General features: G+C 65.9%; 22 protein-coding genes. 13 read left to right on the top strand and 9 right to left on the bottom strand.

What is annotated here, in order from left to right; all coding sequences use genetic code 11:
* Positions 1–22: 22 nt before the first annotated feature.
* The 3 genes from HAV22_RS06895 to HAV22_RS06885 are packed head-to-tail and all read right to left on the bottom strand — an operon-like array spanning position 23 to position 3,197.
* On the bottom strand, positions 23–1,606 hold the full coding sequence (locus tag HAV22_RS06895) for a sensor histidine kinase (RefSeq protein WP_166857884.1): 1,584 nt from the start codon (positions 1,604–1,606) through the stop codon (positions 23–25).
* Positions 1,603–2,508 (bottom strand): hypothetical protein, encoded by a 906-nt coding sequence (locus tag HAV22_RS06890; protein WP_166857882.1) that lies wholly within the window; start codon positions 2,506–2,508, stop codon positions 1,603–1,605. The genes HAV22_RS06895 and HAV22_RS06890 overlap by 4 nt, the downstream gene beginning before the upstream one ends.
* Positions 2,509–2,546: 38 nt before the next feature.
* Positions 2,547–3,197, bottom strand: a complete 651-nt coding sequence (locus HAV22_RS06885) for a response regulator (RefSeq protein WP_025511700.1) — start codon at positions 3,195–3,197, stop codon at positions 2,547–2,549.
* A gap of 261 nt (positions 3,198–3,458) precedes the next feature.
* Between HAV22_RS06885 and HAV22_RS06880 the strand changes: the two genes are divergently transcribed.
* Positions 3,459–4,130: an energy transducer TonB gene (locus HAV22_RS06880; protein ID WP_166857880.1), complete on the top strand. Its 672-nt coding sequence runs from the start codon at positions 3,459–3,461 to the stop codon at positions 4,128–4,130.
* Between the two features lie 77 nt (positions 4,131–4,207).
* Positions 4,208–4,348, top strand: a complete 141-nt coding sequence (locus HAV22_RS06875) for a hypothetical protein (RefSeq protein ID WP_166857878.1) — start codon at positions 4,208–4,210, stop codon at positions 4,346–4,348.
* A 341-nt stretch (positions 4,349–4,689) separates the two neighbouring features.
* Here HAV22_RS06875 and HAV22_RS06870 read toward each other — a convergent pair whose 3' ends face one another.
* Positions 4,690–5,688 carry a hypothetical protein gene (locus tag HAV22_RS06870; protein WP_166857876.1) on the bottom strand — a complete coding sequence of 333 codons (999 nt, stop codon included), beginning with the start codon at positions 5,686–5,688 and terminating at the stop codon, positions 4,690–4,692.
* Between the two features lie 102 nt (positions 5,689–5,790).
* Positions 5,791–6,360 carry a TetR/AcrR family transcriptional regulator gene (locus HAV22_RS06865; protein WP_166857874.1) on the bottom strand — a complete coding sequence of 190 codons (570 nt, stop codon included), beginning with the start codon at positions 6,358–6,360 and terminating at the stop codon, positions 5,791–5,793.
* 137 nt (positions 6,361–6,497) lie between these two features.
* On the opposite strand from HAV22_RS06865, the gene HAV22_RS06860 reads away from it, so the two are divergent.
* Complete coding sequence (locus tag HAV22_RS06860) at positions 6,498–6,974, top strand: nuclear transport factor 2 family protein (protein ID WP_166857872.1); 477 nt, start codon at positions 6,498–6,500, stop codon at positions 6,972–6,974.
* Positions 6,975–6,977: 3 nt separating this feature from the next.
* On the opposite strand, the gene sodC is transcribed toward HAV22_RS06860, so the two are convergent.
* On the bottom strand, positions 6,978–7,508 hold the full coding sequence (gene sodC / locus HAV22_RS06855) for a superoxide dismutase family protein (protein ID WP_166857870.1): 531 nt from the start codon (positions 7,506–7,508) through the stop codon (positions 6,978–6,980).
* Between the two features lie 168 nt (positions 7,509–7,676).
* On the opposite strand from sodC, the gene HAV22_RS06850 reads away from it, so the two are divergent.
* Positions 7,677–7,976: a hypothetical protein gene (locus HAV22_RS06850; RefSeq protein ID WP_166857868.1), complete on the top strand. Its 300-nt coding sequence runs from the start codon at positions 7,677–7,679 to the stop codon at positions 7,974–7,976.
* A 15-nt stretch (positions 7,977–7,991) separates the two neighbouring features.
* On the opposite strand, the gene HAV22_RS06845 is transcribed toward HAV22_RS06850, so the two are convergent.
* On the bottom strand, positions 7,992–8,531 hold the full coding sequence (locus HAV22_RS06845; RefSeq protein WP_166857866.1) for a cysteine hydrolase family protein: 540 nt from the start codon (positions 8,529–8,531) through the stop codon (positions 7,992–7,994).
* Positions 8,528–9,442, bottom strand: coding sequence for a LysR family transcriptional regulator (locus tag HAV22_RS06840; RefSeq protein ID WP_166857864.1), 915 nt, complete (start codon positions 9,440–9,442; stop codon positions 8,528–8,530). The genes HAV22_RS06845 and HAV22_RS06840 overlap by 4 nt, the downstream gene beginning before the upstream one ends.
* A gap of 96 nt (positions 9,443–9,538) precedes the next feature.
* Between HAV22_RS06840 and HAV22_RS06835 the strand changes: the two genes are divergently transcribed.
* The 9 genes from HAV22_RS06835 (at position 9,539) to HAV22_RS06795 (ending at position 17,024) form a co-directional block, all read left to right on the top strand.
* Complete coding sequence (locus tag HAV22_RS06835) at positions 9,539–10,540, top strand: zinc-dependent alcohol dehydrogenase family protein (RefSeq protein WP_166857862.1); 1,002 nt, start codon at positions 9,539–9,541, stop codon at positions 10,538–10,540.
* A gap of 120 nt (positions 10,541–10,660) precedes the next feature.
* Positions 10,661–11,083 (top strand): CsgE family curli-type amyloid fiber assembly protein, encoded by a 423-nt coding sequence (locus HAV22_RS06830; protein ID WP_166857860.1) that lies wholly within the window; start codon positions 10,661–10,663, stop codon positions 11,081–11,083.
* Positions 11,084–11,102: 19 nt separating this feature from the next.
* Positions 11,103–11,528: a curli assembly protein CsgF gene (locus tag HAV22_RS06825; RefSeq protein WP_166857858.1), complete on the top strand. Its 426-nt coding sequence runs from the start codon at positions 11,103–11,105 to the stop codon at positions 11,526–11,528.
* Positions 11,525–12,421 (top strand): CsgG/HfaB family protein, encoded by an 897-nt coding sequence (locus tag HAV22_RS06820; protein WP_166857856.1) that lies wholly within the window; start codon positions 11,525–11,527, stop codon positions 12,419–12,421. Before HAV22_RS06825 ends, HAV22_RS06820 begins: the two co-directional genes overlap by 4 nt.
* Complete coding sequence (locus HAV22_RS06815) at positions 12,418–12,840, top strand: curli production assembly protein CsgB (RefSeq protein WP_166857854.1); 423 nt, start codon at positions 12,418–12,420, stop codon at positions 12,838–12,840. Before HAV22_RS06820 ends, HAV22_RS06815 begins: the two co-directional genes overlap by 4 nt.
* 40 nt (positions 12,841–12,880) lie before the next feature.
* Complete coding sequence (locus tag HAV22_RS06810; protein WP_166857852.1) at positions 12,881–13,828, top strand: hypothetical protein; 948 nt, start codon at positions 12,881–12,883, stop codon at positions 13,826–13,828.
* Positions 13,829–13,922: 94 nt separating this feature from the next.
* On the top strand, positions 13,923–14,867 hold the full coding sequence (locus HAV22_RS06805; protein ID WP_166857850.1) for a hypothetical protein: 945 nt from the start codon (positions 13,923–13,925) through the stop codon (positions 14,865–14,867).
* A gap of 22 nt (positions 14,868–14,889) precedes the next feature.
* Positions 14,890–15,768: a hypothetical protein gene (locus tag HAV22_RS06800; RefSeq protein WP_166857848.1), complete on the top strand. Its 879-nt coding sequence runs from the start codon at positions 14,890–14,892 to the stop codon at positions 15,766–15,768.
* Positions 15,769–16,001: 233 nt separating this feature from the next.
* Entirely contained in the window at positions 16,002–17,024 is a 1,023-nt protein-coding gene (locus HAV22_RS06795; RefSeq protein ID WP_166857846.1) for a hypothetical protein, read from the top strand.
* A 79-nt stretch (positions 17,025–17,103) separates the two neighbouring features.
* Here the strand turns inward: HAV22_RS06795 and rpoC are convergent, their stop codons facing one another.
* The gene (gene rpoC / locus HAV22_RS06790; RefSeq protein WP_166857844.1) at positions 17,104–21,348 is read right to left on the bottom strand and encodes a DNA-directed RNA polymerase subunit beta'; all 4,245 of its coding nucleotides are present in this window, start codon (positions 21,346–21,348) and stop codon (positions 17,104–17,106) included.
* Between the last annotated feature and the right edge of the window lie 14 nt (positions 21,349–21,362).

The raw sequence follows: 21,362 nt of genomic DNA, 5'->3' as shown, positions 1-21,362 counted from the left end.
TAATTTACCTCAGTTAGCGCTTTCAGACAGCAGGCACACCCGTCAGCGGCAAGGTGATGGCGACGAGGGTGCCCTCGCCCGGGCGCGACTGCACGTGGATGCCGCCGCCGAGGGCGAACACGCGCTCGCGCATGCCGATGATGCCGATGCCTTCGGACGCGACGGCCGGATCGAAGCCTTCGCCGTCGTCCTGCACTTCGATGTGCAGCGCGCCATCCTCGTCCGACAGCATGAGGCTCACGCGCGCGAAGCCCGCGTGCGAGTGCTTCATGATGTTCGACAGCGCTTCCTGCACGATGCGGTAGGCGGAGATCGCGAGCTCGTTGCCGATCTTGGAGAAGTCGCCCTGCGACTCGAATTCGAAATGCACGCCGGAGCTGCTGCGGTAGTGGCTGACCATCTCCTCGACGGCGCCGTGCAGCCCGAGCATGTCCAGCACTTCCGGACGCAGGCGGCGCACGAGCCGGCGGCCGTTCGCGTACAGGTCCAGCGCGAGCTTCGTGATGGCTTGCGCCTTGGCGCGGATCTGGTCGATCTCCTCGCCCGGCGTGGCCTTCGCCGCGAGCTGCTGGATCGTCTGCGATTCCAGGCGGACGGCGATCAGCGACGCGTTCAATTCGTCGTGGATCTCGACCGCGATGGATTTACGCTCGTCCTCGATGATGCTGTTGACCTTCTGGATCAGCTTGCGCTTGTCGGCATCGGCGCGCAGCGCCTCGTTGCGCGACGCGAGCAGGTCGCGCGTGCGCTCGGCCACCTTGTTTTCCAGGTCCTGCTTCGACTGGTCCAGCGCCACGGACATGTCGCCGATCGACGCCTGCAGCTCGCCCACCTCGCCGCCGGTCGTGACGGGGAGCTGCACGCGGTAGTTGCCGCCGCGGATGCGCCGCAGCACGGAAATCGCCTCGCGCAGCGGCACGGTGAGGCTGCGCGCGAGGATGTATGCGAGCGCGCCGCTCGCGGCCAGCGCCAGTGCGGCCATCGCCAGCTCGACGCGGAAGCGGTGCAGCTGCTTGGCCAGCATGTTCGTCGGCGACATCGTCACGCGCACGAGGCCCACGACCTCCGTGGTCAGTGTCGGCGGACGGGTGTCGCTCGAGGCGGAGACGTGCGGCGTGCCGTTGTCGGAGAACAGGTTGATCCACACGACCTGCTTGCGGATCGGCGCCTCGAACGAACGGTTCTCCGCCTCGATCGGATGTTCGGACACGACGGGCACGACGCTCTGGCCGTTCATGTCGACGACGTCGATGCGGTACACGCTGCTGTCCGACTGCACGAGGCCGTTCACGGTCAGGCGCAGGTCCGACAGGTTGCCGGAGATGACGTTGTATTCGCTCGTTTCCGCCAGCGCGCGCGCGAGGATGCGGCCGCGTTCCGCCAGTTCCTCGTCGACCTGCGCGCGGTGCGCGTACCACGAGTACCAGACGAAGGACGTGAACAGCAGGGTCACGGGCAGCATCGTGATGAACGCCATGCGCAGGCCGATGCTCCAGCCGCGCCAGAACTGCAGCGCGCCCGGACGCAGCTTCGCCGGACGGAGTTTTGCCGATCGGAGGGCGGCGGCGCGCAGCGAGGCGTCGCGCAGGGCGGTGGGTCGTTTCATGGCTGGTGCGCCGGCACGGGCCGGGCGAAATTGCGCACGTTGTCGGCCACCTCGACGTCGAGCGAGCGCGCGACGCCCTCGTTGACGATGGTGTGGAAGTAGCGCGGGAACTGGGGCGCCGGCAGTTCGCCGCCGGCCACGTAGCTGCCCACGATCTCCGCGACCTGGGCATTGATGTCCTCGACCTCGGAATACGTCGTCGCCAGCGCACCGGCCTTCACCATGTCGGCCGAGAAGCCGATCACGCCCTGCTTGTGGCGGTAGGTCGAGAGCAGGATGTTGCGGAAGTTTTCCGTGTTGTAGACGGCGCTGTCGGGCAGCGCCAGCAGCACGTCGGTCTGGGCGATCTGGCCCAGCAGGCGGTTGATGTCCTCGTCCGGGTCGGCCTGCAGCACGTTCACGTGCTCGTTCTCCAGCACCGGCTTGAGGAAGGCGGTGTCCGGGCCGAGGATCGCGGCCACGCGCACGGGGCGGCGGTACAGCAGCGCGACGAGGCGCAGCTGGTCGGCCGGCGCCGGTTCCGCGTACACGGCCGTGAACAGCGCGGCGCGCGCGGCCGGCAAGGTGCCGAGGATCGAGCGCACGACCTGGCTCGACGTGAACGTGGAGATGACGACGCAGTCGCAGCGGCGCTGCGCCACCTCGCGCAGCGCGGCCGGGCCCACCGTCACGTACAGCATGCGCCGGTGCTGGGCCAGCTCCGTGCGGAACACGGCGAACACGGGGACGAGGCGGCGCACCATGTCGTCGACGATGCGGCGCGTGATGGCACTGTCGTCCGTCGTGACGATCTGGTAGCGGTAGCCCTGCACGGGCTCCTGCTTGATCTCACGCGTGGTGGTGGCGTGGGCGCTGGCGCTCAGCGCCAACCCGACCAGCGCGGCCAGCAAGCCCGTTTTCACCCGGCGAAACATGAACGACGACACGGCGGCAACACGGATCAGGGCTCGATCAAGCCATGCTTGACGGCGAGCTTGGTGATGTACGCCTGCCGGTGCACGCCGAGCTTCTCCTTCACGGACTGGCTGATGTTGCTGATGGTCTTGGTCGACAGGTTCAGCCGCTCGGCGATCTCCACGTTCGTCAGGCCCTCGGCCATCAGCTTGAAGATCTCCAGGCTGCGCTCGTCCAGCTGCGACTGCGGCGAGACGTCGCCGCGCACGGCCAGGCTGGCCAGGCGCTCGGCGATCTGCGGCAGGAAGTACAGCTTGCCCGCATGCGCGTGGCGCACGGCGTCGGCCAGGTCGGCCGGGTCGCAATCCTTCGTGACGAACGCGTGCGCGCCCAGGCGGTAGGTTTCCTTGATCAGGCTGTCCTGGTCGAACTGGCTGAGGAAGACGATCTTGGCCTTCGGGTCGTTCCGGAGGATGTTCTGCGCCGCATCCATGCCAGTCAGCTCGGTACCGAAGCGGATGTCGAGCACGGCCACGTCCGGCCGGAATTCCGCATACATCGCGGCCGCTTCGCTCGGGCTCTTCGCCTGGCCCACCACTTCCATTCCTTGCGCCGACAACGACATCGCGAACCCCGTCATCACGATCGGGTGGTCGTCCGCCAACATCACGCGGATCGGCTTTTGCTCTTTCTGCACGTTCGATTCTCCAGGCTGCTTCTGCTTTCAAGCGAAAGCACAATGCCGATTATTCCACACAACAGCATCGTGCGCGAGGCAGGCCGCAACCATTTTCCCATGGGGAGAGTCATGACGGGCGAGCAAGTGGAATTACATCTTGCTACGAAATCGCTTTACCAATTGCTAGGATATAGCATATATTTATTCCGTCAGTTGGATATTCCGCTTCACTCCGATTTACGCCCGGCAATGCCGGCAACAACAAGAAGGAGGATGGCCATGCAATTCACGACTCTCTCGAGCGGCAGCCGCCCCGACGGCAAGGCCGTCAAGATCGCCCTCGTCGCCGGCCTGCACGTGGCCCTCGGCGCGATGTTCGTCCACAGCATCAATACGAAGAAGATTTCGCTGTCCAGCCTGCCGAACCAGGTGCTGGTGATGCTCGACCCGCAACAGCCCGATCCGCCGAAGCCGCCGCCGGAGCCGCCCAAACCCGTGCCGCAGATGGCGCCGCCGGACATCGTCGTGCCGAAGGTCGACGTGGACGTGGCCCCGCCGCCCGTGCCGGCGCCCGTCACGGCGACGACGGCATCCGATCCGTCGCCGTTCCCGGCCGCGCCGTCCGAGGCGCCGCCCGAACCGGCGGCCCCGCCGAGCGCCAACCCGGGCCAGATGCACACGGCCGTGTTCGCGGATGCCAACGGCTGCGCCCTGCCCGACTACCCGGCGGCAGCCGCGCGCCGCGGCGACACGGGCATGACGACGCTGGCCCTGCTGGTGGGCGCGGACGGCCGCGTGAGTTCGGCGCGCGTGGAGCACTCGAGCGGCTCGCGCGACCTGGACCGCGCCGCCGTCAACGCCCTGAGCCTGTGCACGTTCAAGCCCGCGACGAGCAACGGCACGCCACAGGCCGGCTGGGCGAAACTCGCCTATGTGTGGAAACTCGACTGAATACGTCCCTTTGGCCCGCCTCCCTCCGGCGGGCTTTTTTTTGCGCAGGACCATAACAACGACAAGGGAGACGCACGATGCGTCACGTATCACGGCGCGCCGCGTGCGCGGCCGGCGGCATCGCGTTCCTGCTCGCCTGGCTCACGCTGCAACCGCATGCGGCCCCCGTGCCGACGGGGTCGTTCCTGCCGGGCTACAGCGCGATGTGTGCGCGATAAAACATCATCCCCCACGCGCCGTTCCCGAGCCGCGGCACGGGAACGGCGGTGTATCGCTTTTATTGTAGGCTCAAGCGCCGCGCCGCCATCCCCTCGCCACTGACAACCCCAGCAGCGACAACCCCACCACGATCCCCCTGTCGCCGCGTGGCATCGAGGGACAGGCACAGGGCCATCGCGGCCAGGGCACTGCGGAATTTCATGATCGTTTCCGTTCGTTCGTGATGAGGCGGCAGGCAAGGACCGAGCCTTTCACCGGGTCCCTGCTTCGAGCTTGAAAACATGATAAGGACGGCGCGTATGCCGGCCCAGCCCCACGCATGGGGTGGAATGCGGATGAGTCACATGCGCGAGATGGGCGGGCGCAGCAGCTCCAGCAAGCCGGCCTCGGACGAGCAGCCGAATTTTTCGTAGACGGCCTTCACGCAGTCGCGCAGCACGGCGTCGCTGACTTCCATGTTGGCGCGCGCCGATTCGCGGCCGCCGCCCACGCCCATCCAGAACGCGACCTCGGCCTGTTGCGGCGACAACTCGACGGAGCCGATGGCGCGCCAGATGCGCAGCGGCAGCGGCACGACGAACTTCATGAAGATGCCGATCGTGCGGATGTAGGCAGGGTCCTCGGCATGCAGCGCGGCGGCGCCGCCGGCGCGCATCCATTGCGCGCGCGCCTCCAGGACGCCGCCCGCCATGGCGAGGGTCCCGAGCGGCAGCAGCCACGGATAGCGGTCGCCGTACGCGACGGATTCGACCAAGCGCAGGCAGAACGGCGGCAAGGTGCGGCGGTCGAACGCCTGGCGTTCCTGCGCGGCCAGTTGATCGAGCAGCGCGCCGGCGGAATCGCTCAGGTACAGGATCTGGCCGTCGACGGTGGCCAGCAGCATCGCTTCGTCCTCGATGACGCCGGCGCCGCCGGCCGCCAGCTCGGGCGCGTTGCGCAGCACGTGCTCGAAATAGGTCGCCACGCGCTGCAGGTCTTCCTCGTCGTGACGGTCGAACGGCGGATCGTCGTGGCGCCACACCGTGATCCCGCCGAGCCGGCGGCTACCGTTCTCCAGCGGCACCTGCAGCGCATGCAGCGCGGGCGTGCACGGCGCCGTGAAGCCCGCGTGGTCGCGGAACGCATAGCCGCTGGGCGGCGGCAGCACCTGCACATAGGGCGCGTCCGGCGCGGGCGCCGCACCGGCCGGCTCTACGCGCAATGCCAGCTCGGCGCACGTGTTCGGAACGAGCTCGCGCAGCAGCGCAAATGCATCCTGGGCGATCGTCATCAGGTCCAGTCCCGCATGGCACAGGATGCGCAGGCGGGCCCACTGGCGGCTGTTCTTTTTGCGGGACACGGGCGGCTCGTCGGCTGGTGAAAAGGGACGGCTGAAGCGCGGCCAATACTGATCGTTACGGCAACGGATGTCAACCTGGCGCGCAGCGGCGCCGCGCTCCGGCTAGCGCGCCGTGGCAGCGTGTTCGATGCGGTTGAGCAGGCGCCGGCCCGCCGCCACGATCCTCGGGTCGGCCCCCATCTGCGCCCGCACGATCATGCCCTCGACGCACAGCATCGCTTCTTCCGCGACGTCGTCCGGCGCGGCCAGGCCCAGCCGCGAGGCCACGTCGCCGAGATAGCGCTGCAGGTCGCGCTTGTGGCGCACGGCCTGCTCCAGGTGGCGCGGGTCGTCCGTCGCACCCGTCTCCGCGACGGCGTTGATGAAGGCACAGCCGCGGAAATCGTCCTGGGCGAACCATTCGCCCAGCGCGTCCGCGACGGCGGCCAGCCCTTGCCCGCGCACGAGCCGGGCCTCGACGGCGGCCATGAACCACGCCGTCCAGTGCGCGTGGCGCCAGTCGAGGAAAGCGGCGATCAAGTCGTCTTTCGATGGGAAATGGCGGTACAGCGACATCTTGGCGACGCCGGACTCGGCGACGATCCGGTCGATGCCGGTGGCACGCAAACCATCGCGGTAGAACAGGCGCTTGGCGGTGTCGAGGATGCGGTCGCGGGCGGAAGGCTGGGCCATGGTCGGTCGGGTCGGAGTACGGGACTCCAGTATAACGATACAGACCTGTCTACACCACCTATCGAAACAAATGGGTCACGCGTGGGCTGAATCGCTTACGATACAGACCTGTCTACCTCAATTTGAAAGGAATCTTCATGTCCACCGTCGAACCCCGTCCGCCATTCCCGCCTTTCACGCATGCGACGGCCATCCAGAAAGTGCGCCTGGCCGAAGACGGCTGGAACAGCCGCAATCCGGAAAAGGTCGCGCAGGCGTACACGCCGGACAGCCGCTGGCGCAACCGCGCGGAATTCGTCAACGGCCGCGACGAGATCGTCCAGTTCCTCGACCGCAAATGGAAGAAGGAACTGGACTACCGCCTGATCAAGGAACTGTGGGCCGTGGACGGTAACCGCATCGCCGTGCGCTACGCCTACGAATGGCACGACGATTCCGGCAACTGGTTCCGCACGTTCGGCAACGAGAACTGGGAATTCGACGACAACGGCCTGATGTCCCGGCGCTATGCCTGCCTGAACGACATGCCCATCAAAGAAGCCGACCGAAAATTCCACTGGCCGCAGGGACGGCGGCCGGACGACCATCCCGGCCTGTCCGACCTCGGGCTGTGACCGTCACTGGATGACGCCGCAGGCGATGCGCTCGCCCCCGCCGCCCAGCGGCTTCGGTTGATCGGAGAAATTGTCGCCGCCGGCGTGGATCATCAACGCCTTGCCCTTCACTTCGGACAGCTTGGTCAGGCGCGGCGCCGTCACGGCCGTGCCGGCCCGGCCGTTGTCGGCCACGACGAGCGGAGGCAGGTCGCCCAGGTGGCCGTCGCCGGACGGGCCCGCGTGGTGCTTCGCCCCCGCCGGATCGAAGTGGCCGCCGGCCGCGCCGGCCGCGACCTTCTTCCCGTCCTTCTCGTTGGCGCCGCAGGTGCCCATCGCGTGCACGTGGAAGCCATGCGCGCCCGGCGGCAGGCTCGCCAGGCTCGGCGTGAACACGAGGCCGGACGGCGATTCCGCGACCGTCACGTGGCCGATCATCTTGCCGGTGCCGTCGGCGTTCACGAGGGTCATCGGGGCCTGCAGCTGCTCGGCGGCGTGTGCGCCGGCGGCTGCCGCGAGCGCGCATGCGAATGCGATGAGGGATTTAACAGTCATACCGTCTCCTTTCAGGTTCTTTCAGGTTGGGAATGTGTCGCCGGGCTAGTGTATTCGATAAAGATTTATCAAGGAAAACGTTACGGAAATCTTGAGACGACACAACGGCCATCGTCGGAGAGACGGGAACAATGGCGCGTCGGCGCGGTGCCGATCGACGGAGAGAGCATGCTTGAGCCTGACGACAACCCGCTCGCCCATGTCCGCGAGCACATCATCGCAACGCACCCGGAGCTGGCCGCGGACGCCAGCCTGCGCGACCGGCGCGCGCGCGCGTACGCGTACGCCGTGGAACTGGGCTTCACCGATGGCGACGCGATCGCCCGTTTCCTGCGCTACGACGCGTGCGCCCCCGGGTTCTATCGCCAGCCCGCGATCGACGCCTGGCTCAGGCAGCCGGGCCTGCCCGTCGAACTGCGGTTCGCGGACGTGCAGGCGCGCGTGACATCGCGACTGCGGCGCGATTGATCAGCCGCCCAGGAATCAGCCGCCCAGGAAGTCGGCCGTCGTGCGCACGTCGGCGTACTCGCCATGCAGGTTGGCGAGCGCCATCAGGTGCACCTCGTCGGCGCTGCGCGGCGTGCCGCCGAAATCGGCCTTGTCGAAGGTGAAACACGCATCCGCGACGACGACGGTCGAGAACCCCAGATTGCCGGCCGTGCGCGCCGTCGCCTCGACGGAATTGTTCGTGCTCACGCCGGCGATCACGACGTCGCGGATGCCGCGCACGTGCAGCCACCGTTCGAGGCCCGTGTTGACGAAGGCGTCCGGCACGTTCTTCTCGACGATGTGTTCGAGCGCCAGCGGCGCGAATCGTTCCTGGAATTCGGCGCCTGCCTGACCCGGCGCAAACACGGACGTCGCCGACCGGCTGATGTGGCGCACGAGCACCACGGGCTTGCCCGCCTCGCGCCACGCGGCCAGCAGGCGTGCGATGTTGGCTTCCGCCTGCGGGTTGTTCCGGGGCGGCAACGTGGGGCTGAGCATGCCTTTTTGCATGTCGATGATGAGCAGCGCGGTCATGGGGTCCTCGTGGAAAGGGTTGATGCGGCGTCGCCGAAGCGCTCGATCACGAAATCGATGAAGCTGCGCAGCTTGGGCGAGCGATAACGGTGCGGCAGGTAGACGACGTGCACGGGCCGGCCCGGCAGCTCGAAATCGGGAAACAGCTGGACGAGGCGCCCTGCCCGCACGTCGGCCTCGAGCAGGATCGTCGGCTGCAGCACGACGCCGAGCCCCTGCAGCGCCGCGGTCCGCAGCGCCTGTCCGTTGTTGATTTTTACGCGGCCCTGGACGGGCACCTGGCACACGTCGTCATCGCGTTGGAACCGCCATTGATTGATGTTCGCGGCGCCGAACGACAGGCAGTCGTGATGGGCCAGGTCGGACGGCGTCTGCGGCATGCCGCGCCGCGCGAGGTAGTCGGGCGACGCGCACAGCATCAGCCGGTACGGCGCCAGCGGCCGCGCGACGAGGCCCGAATCGGGCGCCAGCTGGCCGATGCGGATCGCGGCTTCGCAACCGCCGTCCATCAGGTCGACGATGCGGTCGGCGATGTCCAGTTCGACGTCCACCTCGGGATAGCGCGCCAGGTAGTCGGGAAGCGCCGGCGCCAGCGCCTCGACGCCGAACGTGACGGGCGCGCTGACGCGCAACGTGCCCGCGGGCGCGAGGCGCATCGCGGACGCCTGCGCGTCCGTCTCGGCGACGAGCCGCAGGATCTCCTTGCAGCGCGCATAGTAATCCTCGCCGAATGCCGTCACGTGCTGGCGCCGCGTCGTGCGGTGCATCAGCTGCATGCCGAGCCGCTCCTCGAGCGCGCGCACGTGGTTGCCGGCCATCGTGGCCGACATGCCGCACGCGTCCGCGGCCGCGCTCAGGCTGCCCTTCTCGACGGTGAGCACGTAGACCTTCATGCTGTCCAGCAGATCCATTCGCAAGTCCCGGTTGAAAATGATGCAAGAAAAGCAGAGTTTATCGTCTTTCGATGAGCAATCACACTGGCCTCTCATTTCACAGGAGCCCATGCCATGTACGCCATCCAGCTCGTCGAACCGTCGCTCTCCTCGTTCCGCCGCACGTCGCTGCCCGATCCGGAACCGGGCCCCGGCGACGTCCTCATCCGCCTGCGCGCCGCCGCGCTGAACTACATCGACGTCGCCGTCGCGACGGGGAGCTTTCCCGGTGCCACGTTGCCGATGGTGCCCGTCGCGGACGGTGCGGGCGAGGTCGTCGCGCTGGGCGCCGGCGCGACCAATGTCGCGCGCGGCGACCGCGTGATCCCGCACTTCATGCCCGGCTGGCTCGACGGCCCGATGCGGCCGGAACGGATCGCGGCCATGCGCGGCATCACGCTGCCCGGCTCGCTGTCGGAATACGTGGTCGTGCCGGCGCGGAGTGTTGTGCGGCTGCCCGATCACCTCGATTTCGCGCAGGGCGCGACGTTGCCGATCGCGGCCACGACGGCGTGGAATGCGGTGCGGTCGGCCTCCGTGCGGCCCGGCTCGACCGTCGTCATCCTCGGTACGGGTGGCGTCAGCCTGTTCGCGTTGCAGTTCGCCAAGGCGAGCGGTGCGACCGTGATCCTCGTCTCGTCGTCGGACGCCAAGCTGGAGCGGGGCCGCGCGCTCGGCGCGGACCACCTCGTGAACTATCGCGCACGGCCGGACTGGGATACGGCCGTGCTGGCGCTGACGAACGGCCGCGGCGCCGACCTCGTCGTCGAGACGGTCGGCGACGCCACGTTCGAGCGCTCGCTGCACGCGGCGGCGATGGGCGGCACCGTGTTCACGGTCGGCTTCCTGTCGGGCGCGGCGACGTCCATCAACCTGTTTTCCATCATCGGCAAGGCGCTGCGCGTGGTGGGCAACAGCACGGGGTCGGTGGCGGACCTGGCGGAAGCCGTGCGTGCCATCGAGGCCAATGGCATCGTGCCGGTGGTCGATCGGACGTTCGGCATCGACGAGGCGGCTGCGGCGTACGCCACCGTGGCGGGCGGCACGCATGTGGGCAAGGTGGCGATCGCGCATTGATCCGCCTCCAACACTTGGCTCAACATCTCTGACGAAGCTCGTGAGACGAGCGCGTCCAATCGCTACACTGCACCTATCAATATTGCTTATTTTATAACTTTTATGCAATAAAGGTTGCAGATGATTACCATCTCCCGCGTGCTCGCCAGCCTGGCGCTGGCGGGTGCGTGCTCCCTCGCCCCTTGTGCCGCGAGCCAGGACGGGCACGACCTGGCTCCGGACGGATGGGGCATCGTGGCAAGCCAACCCATCACGGTGGCAGGCCAGGAATTCTGCCGGCACTTCATCGCCGCATGGCTCGACAAGCCCGGCAGTGACCGCTACACGATCGCGCTCCGCGAGCGTCCGTCTGCGCGCTGGGGCACGCAGGTGTGGGTCGAATACGGCGCGCGCCGCGTGCTCCAGGTGCAGTTGCCGCCCGCGCGCACGGAGCTGCAGGCGCTGGGCGAGAACGCCGCCGACAGCGCCTACCGGGCCGTCCTGGACATCGACCAAGAACGCACTTTCCTCCGCGATGCCGATCTCGCGCCCGACGAATTCTGACCGCACGAAGGAGTGAGCCATGTTGCACAGCTTGTCCCCGCATCTCGCCTGTTGTCTCGCACTGTGGGGCGCCGCCGCCGGCGCCTCCGAACTGGTCTACGTGCCGGTCAACCCGAGTTTCGGCGGGTCGCCGTCGAACGGCCCCGGACTGCTCGCGTCGGCGTCGGCGACGAACAAGCATGGCTCGTCGGGGCTCGGCGGCTCGTCGCCGCTGAACCAGAGCCCGCTGCAACAGTTCAACGAGACGCTCGAACGCATGATGCTGAGCCAGCTCGCTTCCGCCGCGACGTCGAAGCTGATGGGAACGGACGGCAAACTGTTGCCGGGCACGTTCTCGACGGAGAACTTCGTCATCACGGTGACCGACCTCGGCGGAGGCCTGCTGCGCGTGACGACCACCGACAAGTCGACGGGCGCCGTCACGTCGTTCGAGGTCGGCCAATGAGCGCGCCGCGCGCTTCACTGCCCGCGGCGCTCGCGCTGGCGGCGCTGCTGGGCGGCTGCGCCCACGCGCCGTCGGCCGTGCGCGACAATGCGCGCCTCACGCCGGACACCGCCCTCACGCGCGACCTGCTGGCCCTGCCGCCGCCGAAGGGCAGGATCGCCGTGGCCGTGTACGGCATCCGCGACCAGACGGGCCAGTACAAGCCGGCACCGGACAGCTCGTTCTCGACGGCGGTGACGCAGGGCGCGTCGTCGATGCTGATCCGCGCGCTGCAGGACTCCGGCTGGTTCATCCCGGTCGAACGGGAGAACCTGCAGAACCTCCTCACCGAACGCAAGATCGTGCGCGCTCTGGAAATGCCGCAGCCGGCCGGCACGCCGGCCGTGCAGATCCCGCCGCTGCTGGCGGCATCGGTCCTCGTCGAAGGCGGCATCGTCGCCTACGAAAGCAATGTGCGCACGGGCGGCGTGGGCGCGCGCTTCCTCGGCGTCGGCATGAGCACGCAATACCGCGTCGACCAGGTGACGGTCAGCCTGCGCACGGTCGACATCGGCAGCGGGCAGATCCTGCAAAGCGTCTCGACGAGCAAGACCATCTACTCGTACGAACTGCACCCCAGCGTCTTCAAGTTCGTCAACGTAAAAAACCTGGCGGAATTCGAAGCCGGCATCACGCGCAACGAACCGCCGCAACTGTGCGTCGACGAGGCCATCGAGGCGGCCGTCATCCACCTCATCGCCCAAGGCATCAAGGCCGGCAACTGGGCGCTGAAGGACGAAGCCGCCCTGTCCAGCCCGGTGCTGCGGCGCTACCTCGATACCGCCGCCCTCCAGCAGGTCGCGCAGCGGATGGCACCGCGCGTCGCCGGCACGAATCCGGGGAGCGCGCCATGAAGGCCGTGTACGCGGCGTGCGCCCTGCTCCTTGCCGCGGCAGCCCGGGCCGGCGATCCGGACCTGGCTCCATCGGAACTCGATGCACCAACCCGGACGATGCCGAACGGCACAGTCGCGCCGGCCATGGCGGCAGGGCTGGGCGGCCGGCAAAGCCAGGCCCTCGTCGACCAGGACGGCACGGCCAACGGTGCGGGCGTCGTGCAGGACGGGCTCGACAACGAAGCCTCGATACGGCAACGCGGCGACCGCAACCAGGCGGACATCCTGCAAGCCGGTACCGGCAATCGCGCCGCCATCGAGCAGCAGGGCGTGCTGAACACGGCGCGCATCGAACAGTACGGCCGGCAGGGGACGGCGCGCGTCGCCCAATACGGCAACGGCAAGTCGGCCACCATCATTCAGTACCAGGGGCGCTGAATCGTTCGTGCAATGCCCCTCACCACACCAGGAGTCAGTCATGAAAATCCTTCTCTCGGCACTTGCATTGAGCGTCGGCCTGGCGGTCGCGGGCCCGTTCGCCGCGGCGCAGGTCACCTCGCCCACGGTCACGATCACCCAACAGGGCACGGGCAACACGGCCGCGGCCGAACAATACGACTTCGATCCCGGCGCCATTCCGTTCATCCACATTCAGCAGACCGGCACCGACAATCACGTGGGCGGCCCGGGCGGGACGACCGCCGGCGTCATCCAGCACGGATCGATCACGGGCGCCGAGGCCACCGTGACCCAGTCCGGGACGGGCAACAACGCCGGCATCGTGCAAGCCGACATCGGGCCCCATATCCCGACCGTCAGCATCGCGCAGACGGGCAATGCGAACAGCGCCATGGTGCGGCAGGAAGAAAGCGGGGGTGCCGACGTGATCGTCAACCAGAACGGCACCGGCAACGCGACTGACGTCACGCAATCCGCGTCGGACACCAGAATCCGCGTGACACAAACGGGCACCGGCAACGGGGCGACGATCGTCGACCAGGGCACCGCCCTGTTCTCCGGTCCGTCAGTCGTGCAGAACGGCGATGGCAACACGGTGTCCGCCACGGCGATCGACAACAACTTCAGTGACCACACGATCACCCAGACGGGCCTCCGCAACCACGCGACGACGAACCAATACAGCGTCTCGACGTCGACCCTCGCGATCACGCAGACGGGCGCCGACAACCAGGCCGACATCACCCAGACGGGCATCGGCCAGTCCGCGGCCATCAACCAGAACGGCAACGGCAACCTGGCCAGCATCACCCAGATCGGCGTGAACGAAATACTCATCGGTAACAGTGCGCTGATCACCCAGGTCGGCAACAACAACAGCGCGACACTCCGTCAGGTCGGCGATGGATTCGCGTCCACCATCAGCCAGATCGGGGCCGGCAATTACGCGAACGTTTATCAGCACTGAGCGACCGGACTGGCCGACTAACCGCAGGAATCCAGCAGCGCCGGGGCACGGCCCGCCTTGCCGCCGTACCCCGGTCCACATCAAGGAGCAAGCCATGAAAGCACCACTCTCTTCCATCATCATCGGCGTCGGCCTCGCCTGCGCCTGCCATGTCGTGGCCGCGGGACCGAGCATCACGATCACGCAGCAGGGCAATGGCAACACGACGGCCGCCGAGCAATCCGATCTGCCGAACGGCGACACAGGCGTGACGATCACGCAGATCGGCGACAACAACCACGTGGGCGGTCCCGGCGCGTCCGGCCCCGGCGTCATCCAGCGCGACCTCTTCCAAGGTTACGACTGGACATTGCGCATTTACCAGAACGGGACAAACAACAACGCGAGCGTCGTACAGGACACGGTCCATGAGTTGAGCGTGGAGGCTTCGGTCGAGCAGACCGGCAGCGGAAACAGCGCCACCGTGCGGCAGGAAAACGTCAACGGTCCGTTGATCGAGGTAAAGCAGAACGGCACCGGCAACCGGTCCGACGTCAAGCAGGTCGCGGTCATGGACAGCAGCATCTGGACGACCCAGAACGGCATCGGCAACAGCGCGGCAGTCAGCGAACACAACAGCGGTCCGTTTTTCGGCTCTCGCGTGGTGCAGAACGGCGAAGGCAATACAGCGTCGGTAATGGCGGAACAGGCGAGTTTCTGCAGCCCGGTCATCCAGCAAGACGGCTATCGCAATGACGCGCGCGCCAGCCAGACAAATATCAATGAAGGGGCCATGTTATTCCAGCAACAGGGCTCTGCCAACTTGGCGGATGGAACCCAGACGGGGTACGGCCATACCGTCAGCATCGATCAGAACGGCATCGGCAACGCGGCGCGCACCGCACAGTCCGGCGGGGTCGGAATCTTTACCGGGAACAGCGCCGTGATTGCCCAGATTGGCGACGCCAACAGCGCGACGTTGCGCCAGCAGGGCGATGTGTATGCGGCCAATCTCCGCCAGACGGGATCGGGCAACTGGACCAGCGTCTATCAGCACTGAAGCAACCTCACAGGAGCCACCGATGAAACTCGCTCTCCCGGCCATCGCCCTGGCATGCGCCTGCCAAGGCGCCGCGGCCCAATCCGGCACGGTGACGCAGCAAACCAGCTCGTCGTCCGGCAGCCTGGCAACGATCACGCAGATCGGCGACGACAACCATGCGGGCCGCCCGGGCTCGACGATCGACGGCATCGTCCAGCAGGACATCCACGGCAGGGCGTTGGCGACCGTCTATCAGCAGGGCTCGGGAAACCTCGCCGGCCTCACGCAGGACGGCACGTCCAGCAACCGGGGCGAGATCGAGGCCAGGCTCACTCAATCAGGCACGGCGAACGACGCCAGTGTCACGCAACACATCGTGACGTCGAGCCTCCTCGTGGTCGAGCAACAGGGCACGGGCAATAGCGCCAGCGTGGCGCAGCGCTATAGCGCCGATACGCACCTGGAAATCCATCAATCCGGCACGCGCAACCGTCTCGTGGTGACCCAGGACGACGCCGTGTATAACGGCCCCGCCATCACGCAGGTCGGCGAGGAAAACACGGTGTCGGTGGGCACGCGGGACGCGACGGGCTCCGGCCCGACCATCGTGCAGAGGGGCGCCGCCAACACGGCCCGCGCGACGATCACCCATTCCGACCTGAAGAGCGTGGACGTTCAACAGCAGGGACAAGGCAACAGCGTCGACGCCATCCAGTCGGACTACGCGACGGTTGCGCGCGTAGTCCAGAACGGCGATTTCAACGTCGCCAGCTTCGTGCAGGCCGGCTACGAGAACAGCCTGACCATCACGCAAGCCGGCTTCAGCAATACGGCGATCGCGAGCCAGAGCACCAACGGCCATGCTGCCGATATCAGCCAAACGGGGTCGATGAACTATTCAAGCGTTTATCAGCACTAGATTCGTTCCACACCAACCTGCCCGACCGCGTATTCCCACTGCAGGCCATACGGCAGCACTGGCGGCCCGAAGACGAAGTGCAGCACACGGCGTCGGCTGGTCCCCGTCGCCTTCGACGACGTGTGCAGCGCGAGCGATGGCATCGCACTGCGATTCATCGAGTACGGCGGGAACGACGGTGAAGCCGTCGCGCAGGAAAGCATCGAAAGGCACGTCGGCGCTGGAGAGTGGGGATGGCCATTATCGTACCCCAACCGACGAACATGTTGCCAAATTATATACACACATGCGAGGATAGCCGCCATGACTCATCATGGGAAGTAAGCATGCGTTTGCTGTCGTTGGTTCTCGCAGCGGTATTCTCGACGTTCGCGTGGGCGGCGCCCCCTCGCCTGCATAACGATGCGATGGCGTTCGCCGATTTCTGGGACGCAAACCACGACAAGCCGCCCGCGGAGCAGCTCGCCGCGTTCAAGACCGTCGTTGCGCCGACGTTTCCCACGTTTTACAAGGCCGAGCGGGTCCCGAATTTTCTCACCGCGGCGCAATACGACGAACGCATCGCGACGGCCGTCCAGGAGTTCCCGACGATACGGATGGCGTACGTCCGGAAGGCGCAGCAGTTCGGCGCACAGCTGCCCGGGTACATGGCGTCATTCAAGGCGACCTTCGCGGACTTCGAACCGCCGAACGATATCTATGTGGTGCATTCGCTCGGCGAAATGGACGGCGGGATGCGCCCCATCGACGGCAAGGACACTCTGATTTTCGGCATCGACCGGATGGTCAAGGAACATGGCGATGGCAACGAAAGCGCATTCTTCCATCACGAGCTGTTTCATCACTACCACCTTCCCCGCGTCGCGGAATGCGGTACCAACAGCGTCTGGTCATCGTTGTGGGTCGAGGGTCTGGCCACTTACGTGTCCCACGTGCTGAACCCGCAAGCCAACGAGAAAGAGTTGCTGCTCACCTCGCCGGACGACATGGCGGCACGCACGCGCGCCGTCCTGCCGGCGGCGCTGGCGGACCTGGACAATGCACTCGGCAAGGACGACGCGCAGACCTACGCGAACCTGTTCATGAAGCGCGGCACCGACGCCATGCCACGGCGGCGCGGCTACTACCTAGGTTATCTCGTGGCGCAGGAAGCGGGCAAGACGCGCGACGTGCGCCAGCTGGCCAATATGTCGTGCGACGACGTGAAGCCTCTCGTCTTCGCGACCGTGCACCGGCTGCGCGAGAACGCGCGATAGTCCCTTCCGCACGACGCAAAAAAAACGGCACCCCTCGAGGTGCCGTTTTCATTAGCCGTTCAGGCTAGGACTGAAGCGATTACTCGCCGTCGCCGTGATGCTGTTCCAGCGAAGCAGCCTGCTGCTGGTCTTCCATCGCCTGCAGCTCGGCAGCCATGTTGGCCTTCTCCTGCTGCAGCAGCGCTGCGCGCTCTTCGGCTTCCCACGCTTCCTTCTCCTTGCGGGCGCGGTGGAAGGCGAGACCCGTACCGCCCGGGATCAGGCGGCCGACGATGACGTTTTCCTTCAGGCCGCGCAGACCGTCGCGCTTGCCCATGATCGCCGCTTCGGTCAGCACGCGGGTGGTTTCCTGGAACGATGCGGCCGAGATGAACGAATCCGTCGACAGCGATGCCTTCGTGATACCCAGCAGCACGTTCTCGTACGTCGCCGGCAGCTTGCCTGCGGCCGTCACGCGGTCGTTTTCTTCCAGCAGTTCCGAACGCTCCACCTGCTCGCCGACGATGTAGTCGGTGTCGCCGGCTTCGACGATCTGAACACGACGCAGCATCTGGCGAACGATCACCTCGATGTGCTTGTCGTTGATCTTCACGCCCTGCAGACGGTACACGTCCTGCACTTCGTCGACGATGTAGCGGGCCAGCGCTTCGATACCCAGCAGGCGCAGGATGTCTTGCGGATCGGCCGGGCCGTCCACGATCATCTCGCCCTTGTTCACCACCTGGCCGTCGTGCACCAGCACTTGCTTGTCCTTGGTGATCAGGAACTCGTGCTTGTTGCCGTCCATGTCGGTGATTTCCAGGCGTTGCTTGCCCTTGGTTTCTTTACCGAATGCGACCGTACCGGTGACTTCCGCCAGCATGCCGGCATCTTTCGGCGAACGGGCTTCGAACAGCTCGGCAACGCGCGGCAGACCACCGGTAATGTCACGGGTCTTCTGCGATTCGGTCGGGATACGTGCAAGCACTTCACCCACCGACACTTGCTGGCCATCCTTCACCATGATCAGTGCGCCGACCTGGAAGCCGATCGTCACGGCGTGCTCGGTGCCGGCGATCTTGACTTCCTGACCTTCGGCGTTGAGCAGCTTGACCTGCGGACGGTTGACCTTGCCCGAGCCGCGGCGTTTCGGGTCGATCGCGACCAGGGTCGACAGGCCCGTGACCTCGTCCACCTGGCGAGCGACGGTGACGCCCTCTTCCACGTTCTCGAACTTGATCGTACCGGCGTACTCGGTGATGATCGGACGGGTCAGCGGATCCCACGTTGCCAGCGGCAGGCCGGCTTTCACCACCATGCCGTCCTGGACAGCCAGGGTCGCGCCGTACGGCACCTTGTGACGCTCGCGCTCGCGGCCGTGGTCGTCCGTGATCAGCACTTCGCCCGAACGCGAAATGACGATCTGGGCGCCTTTGCCGTTGGTCACGTAACGCATCGTGGCCGTGAAGCGGACCGTACCGTTCGACTTGGCTTCCACCGACGATGCCACTGCCGCACGCGATGCCGCACCACCGATGTGGAACGTACGCATGGTCAGCTGGGTACCCGGCTCACCGATCGACTGTGCCGCCACGACACCGACGGCTTCGCCGGAGTTCACCAGCAGGCCGCGGCCCAGGTCACGGCCGTAGCACTTCGCGCACAGGCCATAACGGGTGTCGCAGTTCAGCGGGGTGCGGACCTTCACTTCGTCGATACCCAGACGCTCGATCTCTTCGACCATGTCTTCGTCCAGCAGCGTGCCGGCTTCGTACAGCGTGGCCTGCGTTTCCGGATTGACGATGTCGGTACCGGCCACGCGGCCCAGGATACGGTCGCGCAGGGCTTCGATCACTTCACCGCCTTCGACCATCGCCTTCATGTGCGTGCCGTTGGTGGTGCCGCAATCGTCTTCCGTCACGACCAGGTCCTGCGTCACGTCGACGAGACGACGGGTCAGGTAACCCGAGTTTGCCGTCTTCAGCGCGGTGTCGGCCAGACCTTTACGGGCGCCGTGCGTCGAGATGAAGTACTGCAGAACGTTCAGGCCTTCGCGGAAGTTCGCGGTAATCGGCGTTTCGATAATCGAGCCGTCCGGCTTCGCCATCAGGCCGCGCATACCGGCCAGCTGGCGGATCTGGGCTGCGGAACCGCGGGCGCCCGAGTCGGCCATCATGTAGATGGCGTTGAACGACTCTTGCGTGCCTTGCGTGCCGTCGCGCTTCGTGACCGGCTCCACTTTCAGCTGGTCCATCATCGCCTTGCCGACTTCGTCCGAGGTCTTGCCCCAGATGTCGACGACCTTGTTGTAACGCTCGCCGGCGGTGACCAGACCCGAGGCGTACTGCTGCTCGATCTGTTTCACTTCCGCTTCGGCGGTCGAGATCATGGTCTTCTTGACGTCCGGGATCAGCATGTCGTCCACGGCGATCGAGATACCGGCGCGCGTTGCGAGACGGAAGCCCGACTGCATCAGCTTGTCGGCGAACACGACGGTCGCACGCAGGCCGCACTTGCGGAACGACGTGTTGATCAGCTTCGAGATTTCCTTCTTCTTCAGCGCGCGGTTCAGCACCGAGAACGGCAGGCCTTTCGGCAGGATCTCGGACAGGATCGCACGGCCGACCGTGGTCTCGTAGCGGGTCAGCGTCTGGTCGAAACCGCCTTCGGCGTTGCGCGGGAATTCCACGATACGCACGGTGATGCGGGTCGCCAGTTCGACTTCCTTGTTGTCGTACGCGCGGATGACTTCCGACACGTCCGGGAACAGCATGCCTTCGCCCTTGGCGTTGATCGCCTCGCGGCTCGCGTAGTACAGACCCAGCACGATATCCTGCGACGGGACGATCGACGGTTCGCCGTTCGACGGGAACAGGATGTTGTTCGACGCCAGCATCAGCGTACGCGCTTCCATCTGTGCTTCGATCGACAGCGGGACGTGGACTGCCATCTGGTCACCGTCGAAGTCGGCGTTGAACGCCGCGCAGACCAGCGGGTGCAGCTGGATCGCTTTACCTTCGATCAGCACAGGCTCGAACGCCTGGATACCGAGACGGTGCAGCGTCGGCGCACGGTTCAGCATCACCGGGTGTTCCTTGATGACTTCTTCCAGGATGTCCCAGACGACCGGTTCCTGCTGCTCGACGAGCTTCTTCGCAGCCTTGATGGTCGTTGCCAGACCCATCAGTTCCAGCTTGTTGAAGATGAACGGCTTGAACAGTTCCAGGGCCATCAGCTTCGGCAGGCCGCACTGGTGCAGTTTCAGCTGCGGACCCACCACGATGACCGAACGGCCCGAGTAGTCGACGCGCTTGCCCAGCAGGTTCTGACGGAAGCGGCCGCCCTTACCCTTGATCATTTCAGCCAGCGACTTCAGCGGACGCTTGTTGGCGCCGGTCATCGCTTTGCCGCGACGGCCGTTGTCCAGCAGCGAGTCCACTGCTTCCTGCAGCATGCGCTTCTCGTTACGCGTAATGATCTCCGGAGCGCGCAGTTCCATCAGGCGCTTCAGGCGGTTGTTACGGTTGATGACGCGGCGATACAGGTCGTTCAGGTCGGACGTGGCGAAACGGCCGCCATCCAGCGGGACGAGCGGACGCAGCTCCGGCGGCAGGACCGGGAGCACTTCCATGATCATCCATTCCGGCTTGATGCCCGAACGCTGGAACGCCTCGAGCACTTTCAGGCGCTTGGCGTATTTCTTGATCTTGGCTTCCGACTTCGACTCTTTGAGTTCGACGCGCAGGGCTTCGGCTTCGCGGTCGATGTCGATCGAGCGCAGCAGTTCACGGATGCCTTCGGCGCCCATGAATGCGGTGAAGTCGTCGCCGTACTCTTCGTACTTGGCGGCGTAGTCGTCTTCCGACATGATCTGGCACTTCTTCAGCGGGGTCATGCCCGGATCGGTCACGACGTATGCTTCGAAGTACAGGACGCGTTCGATATCGCGCAGCGTCATGTCCAGGACCATGCCCAGGCGCGACGGCAGCGACTTCAGGAACCAGATGTGCGCGACCGGCGAGGCCAGCTCGATGTGGCCCATGCGCTCACGGCGGACTTTCGCCAGCGTGACTTCGACGCCACACTTCTCGCAGATGACGCCGCGGTGCTTCAGGCGCTTGTACTTGCCGCACAGGCATTCGTAGTCCTTGATCGGACCAAAGATTTTTGCGCAAAACAGGCCATCACGTTCCGGCTTGAACGTACGGTAGTTGATGGTCTCCGGCTTCTTGACTTCGCCGAACGACCACGAACGGATTTTCTCGGGCGACGCCAGGCCAATCTTGATGGCGTCGAAGCTCTCGTTTTGCTGAACTTGCTTGAATAGATCGAGCAGTGCTTTCATTTATCACTCCGGGT

This window comes from Telluria antibiotica, from assembly GCF_011682055.1.
Lineage (GTDB): Bacteria > Pseudomonadota > Gammaproteobacteria > Burkholderiales > Burkholderiaceae_D > Telluria > Telluria antibiotica.
This window is presented reverse-complemented; position numbering and strand designations above follow the sequence as displayed.

What these genes read in the sequence shown, in the direction of transcription:
- HAV22_RS06895 (WP_166857884.1), bottom strand. Translation starts at nt 1,606, where the DNA reads ATGAAACGACCCACCGCCCTGCGCGACGCCTCGCTGCGCGCCGCCGCC.
- HAV22_RS06880 (WP_166857880.1), top strand. Translation starts at nt 3,459, where the DNA reads ATGCAATTCACGACTCTCTCGAGCGGCAGCCGCCCCGACGGCAAGGCC.
- HAV22_RS06875 (WP_166857878.1), top strand. Translation starts at nt 4,208, where the DNA reads ATGCGTCACGTATCACGGCGCGCCGCGTGCGCGGCCGGCGGCATCGCG.
- HAV22_RS06865 (WP_166857874.1), bottom strand. Translation starts at nt 6,360, where the DNA reads ATGGCCCAGCCTTCCGCCCGCGACCGCATCCTCGACACCGCCAAGCGC.
- HAV22_RS06860 (WP_166857872.1), top strand. Translation starts at nt 6,498, where the DNA reads ATGTCCACCGTCGAACCCCGTCCGCCATTCCCGCCTTTCACGCATGCG.
- sodC (WP_166857870.1), bottom strand. Translation starts at nt 7,508, where the DNA reads ATGACTGTTAAATCCCTCATCGCATTCGCATGCGCGCTCGCGGCAGCC.
- HAV22_RS06850 (WP_166857868.1), top strand. Translation starts at nt 7,677, where the DNA reads ATGCTTGAGCCTGACGACAACCCGCTCGCCCATGTCCGCGAGCACATC.
- HAV22_RS06845 (WP_166857866.1), bottom strand. Translation starts at nt 8,531, where the DNA reads ATGACCGCGCTGCTCATCATCGACATGCAAAAAGGCATGCTCAGCCCC.
- HAV22_RS06840 (WP_166857864.1), bottom strand. Translation starts at nt 9,442, where the DNA reads ATGGATCTGCTGGACAGCATGAAGGTCTACGTGCTCACCGTCGAGAAG.
- HAV22_RS06835 (WP_166857862.1), top strand. Translation starts at nt 9,539, where the DNA reads ATGTACGCCATCCAGCTCGTCGAACCGTCGCTCTCCTCGTTCCGCCGC.
- HAV22_RS06830 (WP_166857860.1), top strand. Translation starts at nt 10,661, where the DNA reads ATGATTACCATCTCCCGCGTGCTCGCCAGCCTGGCGCTGGCGGGTGCG.
- HAV22_RS06825 (WP_166857858.1), top strand. Translation starts at nt 11,103, where the DNA reads ATGTTGCACAGCTTGTCCCCGCATCTCGCCTGTTGTCTCGCACTGTGG.
- HAV22_RS06820 (WP_166857856.1), top strand. Translation starts at nt 11,525, where the DNA reads ATGAGCGCGCCGCGCGCTTCACTGCCCGCGGCGCTCGCGCTGGCGGCG.
- HAV22_RS06815 (WP_166857854.1), top strand. Translation starts at nt 12,418, where the DNA reads ATGAAGGCCGTGTACGCGGCGTGCGCCCTGCTCCTTGCCGCGGCAGCC.
- HAV22_RS06810 (WP_166857852.1), top strand. Translation starts at nt 12,881, where the DNA reads ATGAAAATCCTTCTCTCGGCACTTGCATTGAGCGTCGGCCTGGCGGTC.
- HAV22_RS06805 (WP_166857850.1), top strand. Translation starts at nt 13,923, where the DNA reads ATGAAAGCACCACTCTCTTCCATCATCATCGGCGTCGGCCTCGCCTGC.
- HAV22_RS06800 (WP_166857848.1), top strand. Translation starts at nt 14,890, where the DNA reads ATGAAACTCGCTCTCCCGGCCATCGCCCTGGCATGCGCCTGCCAAGGC.
- HAV22_RS06795 (WP_166857846.1), top strand. Translation starts at nt 16,002, where the DNA reads ATGGCCATTATCGTACCCCAACCGACGAACATGTTGCCAAATTATATA.
- rpoC (WP_166857844.1), bottom strand. Translation starts at nt 21,348, where the DNA reads ATGAAAGCACTGCTCGATCTATTCAAGCAAGTTCAGCAAAACGAGAGC.